The sequence below is a fragment of the Amycolatopsis sp. NPDC051371 genome (assembly GCF_040682155.1).
Classification (GTDB): Bacteria; Actinomycetota; Actinomycetes; order Mycobacteriales; family Pseudonocardiaceae; genus Amycolatopsis.
This window is the reverse complement of record NZ_JBFBAG010000082.1, coordinates 19,257-31,617: the sequence shown is the minus strand read 5'-3', so window position 1 is coordinate 31,617 and position 12,361 is coordinate 19,257. Positions and strand designations below refer to the sequence as shown.

The 12,361-nt window shown below is 71.4% G+C and carries 14 protein-coding genes; 9 read left to right on the top strand and 5 right to left on the bottom strand.

All coding sequences use genetic code 11. The features are described 5' to 3' along the window. On the top strand, positions 1-374 hold a 374-nt coding region (locus AB0M59_RS51550), incomplete at its 5' end, for a hypothetical protein (RefSeq protein WP_364631140.1). Positions 375-436: 62 nt separating this feature from the next. On the opposite strand, the gene AB0M59_RS51545 is transcribed toward AB0M59_RS51550, so the two are convergent. Further along, positions 437-901 (bottom strand): SRPBCC family protein, encoded by a 465-nt coding sequence (locus AB0M59_RS51545; RefSeq protein ID WP_364631137.1) that lies wholly within the window; start codon positions 899-901, stop codon positions 437-439. 53 nt (positions 902-954) lie between these two features. Between AB0M59_RS51545 and AB0M59_RS51540 the strand changes: the two genes are divergently transcribed. Continuing rightward, on the top strand, positions 955-1,971 hold the full coding sequence (locus AB0M59_RS51540) for a YihY/virulence factor BrkB family protein (protein ID WP_364631135.1): 1,017 nt from the start codon (positions 955-957) through the stop codon (positions 1,969-1,971). Between the two features lie 4 nt (positions 1,972-1,975). Further along, positions 1,976-2,353: a VOC family protein gene (locus AB0M59_RS51535; RefSeq protein ID WP_364631132.1), complete on the top strand. Its 378-nt coding sequence runs from the start codon at positions 1,976-1,978 to the stop codon at positions 2,351-2,353. A 125-nt stretch (positions 2,354-2,478) separates the two neighbouring features. Here AB0M59_RS51535 and AB0M59_RS51530 read toward each other — a convergent pair whose 3' ends face one another. Then, the gene (locus tag AB0M59_RS51530; protein ID WP_364631129.1) at positions 2,479-2,820 is read right to left on the bottom strand and encodes a hypothetical protein; all 342 of its coding nucleotides are present in this window, start codon (positions 2,818-2,820) and stop codon (positions 2,479-2,481) included. A 133-nt stretch (positions 2,821-2,953) separates the two neighbouring features. Further along, positions 2,954-3,967, bottom strand: coding sequence for a DNA topoisomerase IB (locus AB0M59_RS51525; RefSeq protein WP_364631126.1), 1,014 nt, complete (start codon positions 3,965-3,967; stop codon positions 2,954-2,956). A gap of 94 nt (positions 3,968-4,061) precedes the next feature. Here AB0M59_RS51525 and AB0M59_RS51520 point away from each other — a divergent pair, with 94 nt between their 5' ends. Both AB0M59_RS51520 and AB0M59_RS51515 read left to right on the top strand, forming a co-directional pair. Next, on the top strand, positions 4,062-4,856 hold the full coding sequence (locus AB0M59_RS51520) for an SDR family NAD(P)-dependent oxidoreductase (protein WP_364631123.1): 795 nt from the start codon (positions 4,062-4,064) through the stop codon (positions 4,854-4,856). Continuing rightward, entirely contained in the window at positions 4,853-5,377 is a 525-nt protein-coding gene (locus AB0M59_RS51515) for a DUF1360 domain-containing protein (RefSeq protein ID WP_364631120.1), read from the top strand. The genes AB0M59_RS51520 and AB0M59_RS51515 overlap by 4 nt, the downstream gene beginning before the upstream one ends. Here the strand turns inward: AB0M59_RS51515 and AB0M59_RS51510 are convergent. Further along, entirely contained in the window at positions 5,374-5,514 is a 141-nt protein-coding gene (locus AB0M59_RS51510; RefSeq protein WP_364631117.1) for a hypothetical protein, read from the bottom strand. The genes AB0M59_RS51515 and AB0M59_RS51510 overlap by 4 nt on opposite strands. A gap of 234 nt (positions 5,515-5,748) precedes the next feature. Then, positions 5,749-7,251: an FAD-dependent oxidoreductase gene (locus tag AB0M59_RS51505; protein WP_364631114.1), complete on the bottom strand. Its 1,503-nt coding sequence runs from the start codon at positions 7,249-7,251 to the stop codon at positions 5,749-5,751. A gap of 84 nt (positions 7,252-7,335) precedes the next feature. Here AB0M59_RS51505 and AB0M59_RS51500 point away from each other — a divergent pair, with 84 nt between their 5' ends. From AB0M59_RS51500 to AB0M59_RS51485, 4 genes are all read left to right on the top strand, one after another. Further along, positions 7,336-8,610: an ATP-grasp domain-containing protein gene (locus AB0M59_RS51500; protein ID WP_364631111.1), complete on the top strand. Its 1,275-nt coding sequence runs from the start codon at positions 7,336-7,338 to the stop codon at positions 8,608-8,610. Positions 8,611-8,681: 71 nt separating this feature from the next. Then, positions 8,682-9,713: a chemotaxis protein CheB gene (locus AB0M59_RS51495; protein ID WP_364631109.1), complete on the top strand. Its 1,032-nt coding sequence runs from the start codon at positions 8,682-8,684 to the stop codon at positions 9,711-9,713. Next, positions 9,710-10,495 (top strand): ATP-binding protein, encoded by a 786-nt coding sequence (locus AB0M59_RS51490; protein ID WP_364631106.1) that lies wholly within the window; start codon positions 9,710-9,712, stop codon positions 10,493-10,495. Before AB0M59_RS51495 ends, AB0M59_RS51490 begins: the two co-directional genes overlap by 4 nt. Then, positions 10,492-12,345, top strand: coding sequence for a CheR family methyltransferase (locus tag AB0M59_RS51485; RefSeq protein WP_364631103.1), 1,854 nt, complete (start codon positions 10,492-10,494; stop codon positions 12,343-12,345). The genes AB0M59_RS51490 and AB0M59_RS51485 overlap by 4 nt, the downstream gene beginning before the upstream one ends. Positions 12,346-12,361: the final 16 nt, after the last annotated feature.

Genomic DNA, 12,361 nt, shown 5'->3' with positions numbered 1-12,361 from the left:
GGCTTCTTCTTGGCCATGGGTTCCATGATGAGGGACATCCCTTCCAGGGGCTTGCGCCCCTGATCGGAGGTGTCTGCCAAAACGGGTCAAGCCCAGACCTGAATGAGTCATTCAAGACCTTTGGCGGGGCGGGCGCGGACCCCTGGCGGGGCGGCGGTGCGAGCGAAGCTCCACCTTCGCGCAGCGTCGCGAATGAGTCATTCGCGACGCGGGAGGCCTCGAAAGAGTCATTCGCGACCTTCAAAGGGGCGGCGGTGCGAGCCGACGGCGGCTTACAGCCGCGGGTGGCGCTCTCCATGGTGCGCGGCCAAGGAGCGGACGCCACAGCCGCGAGTGAACTCTCGACGGGCGCGGGATTCGTCTCGCGCACGTAATGAACGACCCGTTCAGGTCGTCTGGCGGCACGAACGAGTCGTTCACGTCACTCGGCCCGCCTTTAGGGCCGCGGGTGGCCGCTCTTCGCGCGGGCGTGCTTGCCCGTCGCCAGATCCGCCAGCCGAGCCAAAGACTCAGTGTTGCGCGGCTTGATCAGGAGCGACTGCACCGCCGCCGGCAGGACCTTCCCCGGCCCGCGGACGATGTGCTCGGTCATCCGGACCAGGGTCCCCTCGCCGTGGGGCACGAGCGTCAGCGCGACCGCCGCCGCGCCCAGTGGCCAGCCGCGCGCCTCCAGGGACAGCGAAATCCCCGGCTCGACCGCCGTCACCACCGTCTCGTCCTGGATGTGCACCGGCCACGGGCCCACGCTGTGGTGGATCCGGGAGCCCACCGCCGGCCATTCCAGCTCGACGTCACGGATGTGCGAGCTCCCGACCACCCAGCCGGCGTACAGCCAGCCGTCGGCGAGGACCTCGAACACGGCCTCGGGCGGGACGTCGATCACGCGGCTGACCTCGGTCACGGCTTCCTCCTGCTTCTCGGGACGGACCAGGAGTACCCCGTCGCGGACGGGGTATGCCCGCGCCGACGAAGCAGGAGGTGGCGACCGTGGCCAGACGACGGAAAGAGCCCGAAGGGCCGGGCGAGCTGTCCAAGGGGACGTGGGGTGGGGTGCTCAAGCGCACCTTCAAGCAGTTCAACCGGGACAACCTGACCGACTGGGCGGCGGCGCTCACCTACTACGCCGTGTTGTCGCTGTTCCCGGGCATCATCGTGCTCACGGCGATCCTCGGTCTGCTGGGCCCGGCCGCGATCCAGACCGTGATCGACAACATCAACCAGGTCGTTCCCGGGCAGGGCAAGGACATCCTCGTCGGCGCGATCAAGGAGCTGGCCGGCTCGCGCAGCCTGGCCGGGCCGCTGGCGATCATCGGCCTGATCGGCGCGCTGTGGTCGGCGTCCGGCTACGTCGGCGCGTTCATGCGCGCGTCGAACTCCATCTACGGCATGCCCGAGGGACGCCCGATCTGGAAGACGATCCCCCTGCGGATCGCGCTGACGATCGGCATCGTCGTCCTGCTGGCGGCGTGCGCGCTGGGCGTGGTGGCGACCGGCACGGTCGCCCGCCGAATCGGCGACATGATCGGCCTCGGCTCGACCGGGGTCCTGGTGTGGGAGATCGCGAAGTGGCCGGTCATCGCGCTGCTCGTCAGCCTGGCGTTCGCGCTGCTGTACTGGGTGGGCCCGAACGTGCGGCAGCCGGGGTTCAAGTGGCTGACGCCGGGCGGGCTGGTGGCCGTGGTGCTGTGGGTGCTGGCGTCGGCGGGCTTCGCGCTGTACGTCGCGAACTTCGGCTCCTACAACAAGACCTACGGTTCGCTGGCCGGGGTGATCGTGTTCCTTGTATGGTTGTGGATCTCGAACCTCGCGGTGCTGCTGGGGGCGGAGCTGGACGCCGAAGTGGCCCGCGGGCGCACGATCGAAGCGGGGCGCGGGGAGGACCAGGAAGAGCCGTTCCTGCCGCCGCGCGACACGAAGGCGATGGACGACGACGAAGCCGCGGACGTGGCGAGGGAAGCCGAACGGAGCTGAGCGGATGGCCTGCCGGATCACCGAACTCGTGCTGGATTGCCGGGACCCCGACCGGCTCGCGGAGTTCTGGTGCGCGGTGCTCGGCTACGAGGTCGTCGGCCACGAGCCCGACGGCCTCGAGCTGGGCCCGCCCGGCGGCCGCTTCGGCGACGGGCCGCCGACGTTGGTGCTGGCCCGGACGGAGAACCCCCGCCGCGGGAAGCTGCCGTTGCACCTGGACGTGAGTCCGGCGGGGACCGACCAGGAGACGGAGCTGGCCCGGCTGCTGGCCTTGGGCGCGCGGCCGGCGGACGTCGGTCAGGACGGCAGCGAGTCCTGGGAAGTGCTGCAGGACCCGGAAGGGAACGAGTTCTGCTTGCTGCGCAAGGACGTGGGGGCCTGACGTTCGGTCGGCCGCGCGGCCGACCGGAGGCCAAGGCCCGTCGCGGCGCAGGAAGCCATCCTCACGCCCTAAGCGGTGAACGACTCTTTCATGACGTGTCCGGGCGAGGCCGGCACGACCAGCCGTCAGCGCTCGTCGCTCTCGGCCGCGCAGCGGCGCCATTGCACCTGATCCCCGGCGCGGTCCGCGTGCCACACCTGGGTCTCCTCGGACTCCCACGTCGGCAGCAGCCGTCCCGTCACCACGCGCCCGCGGGCCACCCGGCCGAACAACTCCACGCCATCGGCGCGCCGGGCCGCCGGGATCCACGCCGGGAACCTCGTTCCGGGCAGTTTCCGCTCGATCCACTCCCGGGCCGAGCCCTCGCTCCCGTGGTCGGATTCGACGATGCTCGACACCGGCCCGTCGCCGCCGACCGCGAGGCCGATCGACGCGCGCCAGCGCACGGAAGTAGCGTCGGGATTCATCAGTCCCAGGTTCCCGGACGAACGGGTCGGCGGGCCAGTACACGGACGGGTGGATCGACGTTCACTCACCGTGTCTCCTGTCACTCGCCGGCTCGGAATCGCCCGCCGGGTTCCCCGGCCGGGTGATGTTCAATCACGCGCGGCTGAGCAACCGCGCGCACGCCCTCTCCAGCACCGCCCGCGCGTCGTCCCCGTCGACGCGGGCCGCCCGCTTCAGCGCCGGCGCGATCGTGCGCTCGGCGCGGTACGCCTCGACCAGTCTCGGGTCCACATAGGACGACCGGCACACGGCCGGGGTGTTGCCGAGCGCCTTCGAAACCTCCTTCATCACTCCGGCCTCCGCGCGCTTCTGCGCGGCCTTCGAAGCCGGAGCCTCCGCGGCGGCGAACGCGGCCGCCGCCAGCACCGTCGCGTTCCACGTGCGCAGGTCCTTCGCGGTGCAGTCGTCGCCGGCCAGCTCCTTGAACCGCTCGTTGATGTCGGCCGCGTGCACCTCGTGCCAGGTCCGGCCCTCGCGGTAGACGAGCAGCCGGTCGCTGTCCGGCCGGCTGCGCAGCAGCGACTTCAGCACCGTGGCCAAGGCGGAGTCCCGGATGGCCACCTCACGGTCGAGACCGCCCTTGGCGACGTAGCAGAACCGGCACTCGTCGCCGCGGACCGCCACGTGGGAGCGCAGCAGCGTCGCGGCGCCGTGGGTGCCGTTCTCCTCCGCGTACTCCTCGCCGCCGGTCCGGAAGATTCCCCGGTCGAGCATCCGCAGCGCCGCCGCGAGGACCCGCTTCCGGGTGAGGCCGGACCCGGCGAGGTCGGCCTCGACCGCCGCCCGCCACTCGGGCAGCCGACGAGCCATCGCCAGCACGCGATCGTGCTTCTCCTCGTCGCGGTCGCGGCGCCACTGCTCGTGGTAGAGGTACTGGCGCCGCCCCGCGTCGTCGGTCCCGACGGCCTGGATGTGCCCGTTCGGGTACGGGCAGATCCACACTTTCCGCCAGGCCGGCGGGATGACCAGGTTCTTGATCCGGTCGAGCAGCTCCGGATCGGTGACCGGCTCGCCGTCGGCCGTGGCGTAGGAGAACCCGCGGCCGCGGCGGATCCGCCGGATGCCGGGGCCGTGCAGGTCGCTGCGGCGGAGTCTGGTGCGTCCCATCGCCGCGAAATACCCGCCCCGCGTACCGGGAAACCATGATTGCCGGCCGCCGGCCCGGGTACGCCGGGGAGACCAACCGGAAAGGAGCGGTCGCATGACCACCGCCACCAAGCCCCTGGCCGTCGTCACCGGCGCGTCCAGCGGAATCGGGTTCGAGCTGGCGAAGCAGTTCGCCCGGCACGACTTCGACCTCGTGCTGGCCGCCGAGGACGACGAGCTGGCCACGGCCGCCGACCAGGTCCGCGCCTGCGGGGCCGAGGTCGAGGCCGTCCGGACCGACCTCGCCGCCGCCGAGGGGGTCGAGGAGCTCGTCCGGCGGCTGGCCGGCCGTCCGGTCGAGGCACTGGCCGTCAACGCCGGCGTCGGCATCAACGGCGAGTTCGCGGGCGACACCCTGCTGGAGGACCAGCTGACCGTCGTCGACCTCAACGTGCGCTCGGCCGTGCACCTGACGAAGCGGGTCGTGCCCGGCATGATCGGGCGCGGCCACGGCCGGGTGCTGTTCACGTCGTCGATCGCCGGCACGTCCCCGGCGCCCTACCAGGCGGTCTACGCCGCTTCGAAGGCGTTCCTGACGTCGTTCGCCGAAGGCCTGCGCGGCGAGGTGAAGGACAAGGGCGTCACCGTGACGGCGCTGCTGCCGGGCCCGACCGACACGGAGTTCTTCGAGCGCGCCGACATGGAGGACACCAAGCTCGCCGCGGGCGACAAGGACTCGGCGGCCGAGATCGCCGAAGCCGGGTACGAAGCGCTGATGGCCGGCGAGGACAAGGTCGTCGCGGGCATGGCGAAGAACAAGCTCCAGGCGGCCGCCTCACGCGTGCTGCCCGACGAGGCCAAGGCGAAGCAGCAGGGCAAGATGATGAAGCCCGGATCGGCGGACGCATGAGCGTCGTCAAGGACATCTCGGCCAAGGCGAAGCAGGTGCAGCGCGATTACGCGGGCGACGCCGACCGCCCGCTGGCCGGTTACGTCGGCGCCATGGGCGCGTACGGCGCCTTCGTCGGCGGGTTGACGGCGCTGGGCCGCGTCGTCGGCGCCCGGCTGCCGCGCCGGGTCGGCGCCGCCGACACGGTGCTGTTGGGCACGGCCACCTTCAAGGCGAGCCGGATGCTGGCCAAGGCGGCCATCACCAGCCCGCTACGGGCGCCGTTCACGCGCTACGAGGAACCCGCAGGGGAGGACGAGCTGAACGAGTCCGTCCCCGCCGAGGGCCACGCCGGGCACGCGGTCGGCGAGCTGGTGTCGTGCCCGTTCTGCCTGGACGTCTGGATCGGCACCGGGCTGGCCGCGGGCCTGGTCATGGCGCCGAAGCCGACGCGGCTCGCGGCCACGGTGCTGACGGCCGTCGGCGCGGCCGACGTCCTGCACCTGCTCTACGACGCGGCCAAGAAGCTCGCGTCCGGCTAGCTCGGCCAGGCGCCGGGCGGGTGCGGCGGGACGGTCAGCTCGGCGAACAGGCCGTAGTAATCACTCGCCTGGACGCCGTCGATCGCGTCCACCAGCACCCGCCGGCACCCGGCGACGGCGAGCGGTGGACCATCCACAGTGGACCCCACGGCGGCGGTGCCGGCACCCGCGCGACGACCGTGGCGCACCCGGCCGGCCGGATCGACCGCCCGGCCGGGCGGTCGATCTCATGGGTCTCGCCGACCGACCTCCTGCAGGGCGACGACGTCCGGCTCCAGGGCCCCGCAGCCGCCCGGCGAGGAGCCGGCGCCTCTCCGGCCGGAAGGCGTACTCCGGCACCGGCACGTTTATCGTGAGGACGCGCAGGCGGCTCACGCGGGGCCGCGGCGCAGCGGGCGGACCGCCGGGCCTTGCACGACTTCGCCGTCGACGCCGAACCGCGAACCGTGGCAGGGGCAGTCCCAGGTCTTTTCCGCGTCGTTGAACGAAACCAGGCAGCCGAGGTGCGTGCAGTGCGCGCCGACGGTGTGCAGCTGACCGGCGTCGTCGCGGTGGGCGGCGAGGAGCTCCCCGCCGACGCGGACGACCTCCGCGTCGCCGGGCCGCAGGTCGTCGAGCTTTTCCGACCGCCACAGCGCGGCGACATGGTCGCCGATCAGGTACCGGGCGACGGTGAGGTTGTCTTCGGCCACGCCGAGCACCGAACGGGCGTCGAAGCGGTTGGGGTCGAACAGGTCCGCCGCCGGGTGCGGCTCGCCGAGGATCCGCGCCGCGAGGACGTGTCCGGCAGCGGTGCCGCCGGTCATGCCCCACTGGCCGAAGCCGGTGGCCACCCAGAGGTTCTTCGTCCCCGGCAGGTACCGGCCGATGTAGGGCACGCCGTCCGGAGTGGACATGTCGTGGGCGGACCAGCGGTGGGTCACGCGGTGCAGGCCCGCGTGCGTGTCCGCCCAGTCCGCGAGCCGCTGGTACCGGCGCTCGACGTGCACGTGGGCCCCGACGCGGTAGTGCTCGCCGCCCGCGATCACCATCGGCGTGCCCGCTTCGGTGTACCCGCGCACGGAGTGGTGCGTGTCGGCGTCGAGGAACATGCCGTCCGGCGGGGCGTTCCCGGCCGCCGGGCCCGCGACGACCAGGTCGCGGACCGGTTCGAGCCGGGCGAAGTACAGGCCGCGGTCGAGCACGGGGTAGTGGGTCGTGACGACGACCTCGCGCGCCACGACGTCGCCGCGCGAGGTGCGGACGGTCTGCCCGTTCAGCGCCGTCGCGCGGGCGTGTTCGACGACCGTGCCGCCCGCGCGCTCGATCTCGGCGGCGAGGCCGAGCAGCCACCGGCGCGGGTGGAAGTGCGCCTGCCCGGTGGTCCGGACGGCGCCGAGCGCGGGCACCTCGAGCGTGACGTCTTCGACGAAGGATGCGGGCAGGCCGGCTGCCGCGGCGGCGTCCGCCTCGCGCTTGAGCGAGTCGACGGTGTCTTCCCGCGTCGTGTAGACGTAGCTGTCTTCGCGGGTGAAGCCGCACTCGATCCCGAGTTCGGCCGCCGTCGCCGCGATCCACTCGAGCGCGGTCGTCTGCGACTTGGCGTAGGTCTCGGCCGCCTTCGCGCCGTGGCGGGACGACAGCTGCGCGTACTTCGCCCCGTGCTGGGCACTGACCTTCGCCGTCGTGTGGCCGGACACCCCGGCGGCGACCCGCTCGGCCTCCAGCACGACGACCGAGCGGCCGGCGCGGGCGAGCAGCAGCGCCGTGGTGAGGCCGGCGATGCCCGCCCCGAGCACCGCGACGTCGGCCTCCGCGGGGACCGGCACCCCGGTGCGGTCCGGCGCGGGCGCGGTGTCGACCCAGAGCGAAAGCGGTGCGGGCAGTGCGGCCATGCGCGCGGGATGCCCGCTCCCGGCACGCCGAAACTCGGCCGTACGGACCGTTTCGGCCCAGGGGTGCCGGGTAGGCCTCCCGGCATGAGTACCAACATCTTCGTAGTCGGACTGGACGAGGAGAACCAGCGTGTTCTGGACCGCCTGCCCTTGGCGGGGACCTACGACTTCCACGGCCTGCTGACCCCGGAAGAGCTGCAACACGGCGAGATCGACTTCGAGGCGCTGCTGAAGACCGCGCAGCACCAGCTCGACGCCTTCGACGGCGACGTCGCCGCGATCGTCACCTACTGGGACTTCCCGGCGGCGACGCTCGTCCCGATCCTGTGCGCCCGCTACGGCCTGCCCAGCCTGTCGCTGGAAGCCGTCCTCAAGTGCGAGCACAAGTACTGGAGCCGGCTGGAACAGCGCGAGGTGATCGACGAGCTGCCGAACTTCGGCATCGTCGACCTCGACGGCGAGCGACCGGTGCCGCCCGAGGGCGTCGGCTTCCCGATGTGGCTCAAGCCGGTCAAGTCGTTCTCCTCCGAACTCGCGTTCAAGGCTCGCGACGAGGCCGAGTTCGCCGGCGCGGTCGACGAGATCCGCGCCGGCGTCGCCAGAGTCGGGGAGCCGTTCGGCTACGTCCTCGACCAGGTGCAGCTGCCGCCGGAGATCGCCCGGGTCGGCGGCGCGGCGTGCCTGGCCGAGGAAGCCCTGCACGGCGTGCAGGCCGCCGTGGAGGGCTACGTGTACCACGGCGAAGTCGTCGTCTACGGTGCCCTCGACTCGATCAACTACCCGGACAGCTCGTCGTTCCTGCGCCACCAGTACCCGTCGCAGCTGTGCGAGGAGCCCGTCCGGCGGATGGGCGAGGTGGCCGAGCGGGTGATGAAGCGGATCGGCTACGACAACGGCACCTTCAGCATCGAGTTCTTCTGCGACCCCGAGTCGGGCCAGGTGGCCCTGCTGGAGATCAACCCGCGGCACTCGCAGTCGCACGCCGAGCTGTTCGAGTTCGTCGACGGCGTCGCCAACCACGAGATCATGGTGCGCTTGGGCTTGGGCCAGGACCCCGGCCGTCGGCCCAGCAAGGGGAAGTACCAGATCGCCGGCAAGTGGTACCTACGCCGGTTCGAAGACGGCGTCGTGACGCGCGTGCCGACCCCCGAAGAGATCGCGACGATCCAGGAACGCGTCGACGGTACCCAGATCGAGATCGTGCCCGAGGTGGGGCAGCGGCTGTCGGACCTGCCGGAGCAGGACAGCTACAGCTTCGAGCTGGCGCAGCTGTTCGTGGCCGCGCACACCGAGCACGAGATGGCGCAGAAGTACCAGGCGTGCGTGGACGCGCTGCCGTTCGAGTTCGGCGAGGAGTAACCATCGGGTTTCCTCCGGCCACCGGCGGGCTACCCGTGGAGAGACGCGGGGTCTACCGTGGGTGAGAGGAGGTGGTGACCGTGCCCGCAATCCAGCGGGACGTCGTGGTCGTCGGCGCGTCCGCCGGCGGGGTCGAAGCCCTGCGGGCGTTGGCCGGGTCGCTGCCCGCGGACTTCCCCGCGGCGATCCTGGTGGTCATGCACCTCTCCCCGGGAAGCCGCAGCGCGCTGCCGCTGATCCTCGATCGCGCCGGGCCGTTGCCGGCGTTCCCCGCCACCCACGGGGCGCCGCTGCAGCCCGGCGTCATCCACGTCGCGACGCCGGATCGCCACTTGCTCACCGACGACGGTTCGCTGGTGCTGACCCGCGGGCCGACGGAGAACGGGCACCGGCCGGCGATCAACGCGACCTTCCGCTCCGCCGCGGTGACGGCCGGACCCCGGGCGATCGGCGTGATCCTGTCCGGCACGCTCGACGACGGAGCGCTGGGTCTGCGCTCCATCGTCGACCGCGGCGGGCTGGCGGTGGTGCAGGACCCGGTCGACGCCTTGTACGCGGGCATGCCGGAGAACGCGCTGGCCCTGGTGGACGCGGAGTGCGTCCTGCCGGCGGCCGAGATCGGCCCGGCGCTGGACAAGCTCGTCCGGCGGCCGGTGGAAGAGGCCGCCGCCCCGCAACTTTCGGCCGCCCTGCTGCTCGAGGACCGGATCGCCCGGGACGGTGTGCGGCTGGGATCCGTGGTGCCCGACGAAGACCTCCCGCCCTCCGGGTTCACGTGCCCGGATTGCCAAGGGGCCCTGATGGAAGTCGACACGGCCGGCCAGTACCGCTGCCGGATCGGGCACGCCTGGTCCGCCGAAGCCCTGCTCGGCGCGCAGGACACCGAGTTCCAGCGAGCGTTGTGGACGGCGTTGCGCTCGCTCGACGAGAAGGCCTCGCTGGTGCGGCGCCTGCGGAGGGACTCGGAGCACCGCAACCACGGCATGCTCGCCGACCGGTACGCCACCACCGCGAAGGAATGCGCCGAGGCGGCGGAGACACTGCGGAAGTTCTTGTTCTCCCTGTCGGCGGACCCGGACTCGGAGGTCGAGACCTCACCGTGAACCCCGCTTCCGGACAGGTGCACCTGGTACCGCAGTACCGGGGCGGGGCGACCACCGCGCTCGTCACCGGGGCGCTGAACCTGGATTCGTACCCCGACCTGCGGGACGGGCTGCTCAAGATCGCCACGGAATCCCCCGACGGGCTCATCGCCGACATCGACGGGCTGGACATCGACGACGCGGCGCTCGTGACCGTGTTCTCCTTGATCGCCATGCGGATCGGGGACTGGCCGGGCATTCCCTTCACCGTGGTCACCGGCCGCCCCGAGCACCGGACGATGTTCGCCGACCGGCTCGTCGACCGGTTCGTGCCGGTGCACGAAGACCGCGAGACGGCCGAGCACCTGCTGTCCCGGCCGCCGCGTCGCCGAGCCGCCCAGATGCTCGCCCGCTCGGCGAACTCGTCGGCGCTCGCCCGCGACTTCGTCCGGCGGGTGTGCGCCGAGTGGGACGTGGCGGCCTTCACCGACGACGCGCTCCTGATCGCGACGGAGCTCGTCGAGAACGCCATCCGGCACACCGAGTCGCCGCCGCGGCTGCGGCTCGAGTTGCGGCGCGGCATCCTGAGCGTCGCGGTCAGTGACGACAGCCCGCGTGCGGCGGTCATGCTGGAGCGGCTCGGAGCCCTCGAACCGGGGCTCGGCCTCCGCATGATCGCCCAGGTGGCGCGGGTGTGGGGCTGCAGCCGCTCCTGGTCGGGCGGCAAGACCGTCTGGGCCGTGCTCACCAGGCGTGCCGCCCCTCGCAGCGGCCACGCCGCCGGGTACCGTGTCAGACCGTGACGGAGCCCAAGGAACCCAACGGCGAATTCGAGTCGGTGCTGGCCTATTTGAAGGAGTCACGGGGCTTCGACTTCACCGGCTACAAGCGCAGCAGCCTGATGCGGCGCGTCCGTCGGCGGATGACCCAGATCGGCATCGACAGCTACACGGAGTACATCGATCAGCTCCAGGTGAACTCCGAGGAGTTCGTCGCGCTGTTCAACACGATCCTCATCAATGTCACCGGGTTCTTCCGCGACCCCGACGCGTGGGAGTACCTGCGTGAGCACGTGCTGCCCGGCCTGCTGGCCGAGCGCAGCCCGGAGGAGCCGATCCGGGTGTGGAGCGCCGGCTGCGCGGGTGGACAGGAGGCTTACAGCCTCGCGATGCTGTTCGCCGACGCCCTCGGGATCGAGGCGTTCCGCCAGCGGGTCAAGATCTACGCCACCGACGTCGACGACGAGGCACTGGTCCAGGCCCGGCACGCCGCCTACACCCCGGCCGAGGTCGAAGGGCTCAGCGAAGGGCAGCTGGAGCAGTACTTCGAGCTGCAGGGCAGCCGCTACTGCTTCCGCAAGGACATGCGGCGCTCGGTGATCTTCGGGCGCAACGACCTGGTCCAGGACGCGCCGATCTCGCGCATCGACCTGCTGGTCTGCCGCAACACCCTGATGTACTTCAACGCCGAGACGCAGACGAAGATCCTCGAGCGGTTCCACTTCGCGCTGGCGCTCAAGGGCATGCTCTTCCTCGGCAAGGCCGAGATGCTGCTCTCGCACGCCCGGATCTTCGAACCCCTCGACCTCAAGCGCCGGGTGTTCCGCAAGGCTGTCAACGCGCCGGTCAGCTACAACCACTTCGTCTCGCCGGGCTTCCCGCAGCGCCGCAACCACGACATCTCCGGGCTCGACGAGCTGCGCGAGCACGCCTTCTCGGCGAGCCCGGTGGCCCAGATCGTGGTGACCGAGGACGAGCTCACCGCGCTGGTCAACGCGCAGGCGGAGGTCGCGTTCGGACTGTCCGAACGCGACATCGGCCGTCCGCTGCGCGACCTCGACGTGTCCTACCGCCCGGTGGCGCTGCGCGCGTACGTCGAGCAGGCGCGGCTGGAGCGGCGGTCGCTGCGGATCAAGGACGTCGAGTGGCGCCGGGCCGGCGAGGTCGTCTGGTACGAAGTCCACATCAACCCGTTGTTGGGCAAGGACAAGAAGCTGCTCGGCGTGTCGGTGGTGTTCCACGACGTCAGCTGGGCGCGGCAGCTGCTCACCGAGCTGGAGCACACCAACCGCCAGCTCGAGTCGGCGTACGAAGAGCTGCAGTCGACGAACGAGGAGCTCGAGACCACCAACGAGGAACTCCAATCGACCGTGGAGGAGCTGGAGACCACGAACGAGGAGCTCCAGTCCACCAACGAGGAGCTGGAGACGATGAACGAGGAGCTCCAGTCGACCAACGACGAGCTCCAGACGATCAACGACGCGCTGCGCGAGCGCAGCCTCGACCTCGACGAGGTCAACGAGTTCCTCGAGTCGGTGCTGACCTCGATCAAGGCCGGCATCGTGGTGGTCGACCGGGAGATGCGCGTGAAGGCCTGGAACCGCGGCGCCGAGGACCTGTGGGGCGTCCGCCGGGAGGAGGCCGAGGGGCGGCACCTGCTGAACCTCGACATCGGCCTGCCGCTCGCCGAACTGCGCCCGGCGGTCCGCGACGCGCTGGCGGACGCGACGTTCCACAGCGAGATCAAGCTGGAAGCGATCAACCGGCGCGGCCGGTCCACCGTGGTCCACCTGCGGTGCAGCGCACTGCGCGGGGCGAACGGGGAGAGCCAGGGAGCGCTGCTGATGATGGAGGAAACGCCGGCGGGGGCGTGACCCGGCCGCGGATATG

Coding starts and splice junctions, on each gene's coding strand:
- AB0M59_RS51540 (WP_364631135.1), top strand. CDS start 955: ATGCCCGCGCCGACGAAGCAGGAGGTGGCGACCGTGGCCAGACGACGG.
- AB0M59_RS51535 (WP_364631132.1), top strand. CDS start 1,976: ATGGCCTGCCGGATCACCGAACTCGTGCTGGATTGCCGGGACCCCGAC.
- AB0M59_RS51530 (WP_364631129.1), bottom strand. CDS start 2,820: ATGAATCCCGACGCTACTTCCGTGCGCTGGCGCGCGTCGATCGGCCTC.
- AB0M59_RS51525 (WP_364631126.1), bottom strand. CDS start 3,967: ATGGGACGCACCAGACTCCGCCGCAGCGACCTGCACGGCCCCGGCATC.
- AB0M59_RS51520 (WP_364631123.1), top strand. CDS start 4,062: ATGACCACCGCCACCAAGCCCCTGGCCGTCGTCACCGGCGCGTCCAGC.
- AB0M59_RS51515 (WP_364631120.1), top strand. CDS start 4,853: ATGAGCGTCGTCAAGGACATCTCGGCCAAGGCGAAGCAGGTGCAGCGC.
- AB0M59_RS51505 (WP_364631114.1), bottom strand. CDS start 7,251: ATGGCCGCACTGCCCGCACCGCTTTCGCTCTGGGTCGACACCGCGCCC.
- AB0M59_RS51500 (WP_364631111.1), top strand. CDS start 7,336: ATGAGTACCAACATCTTCGTAGTCGGACTGGACGAGGAGAACCAGCGT.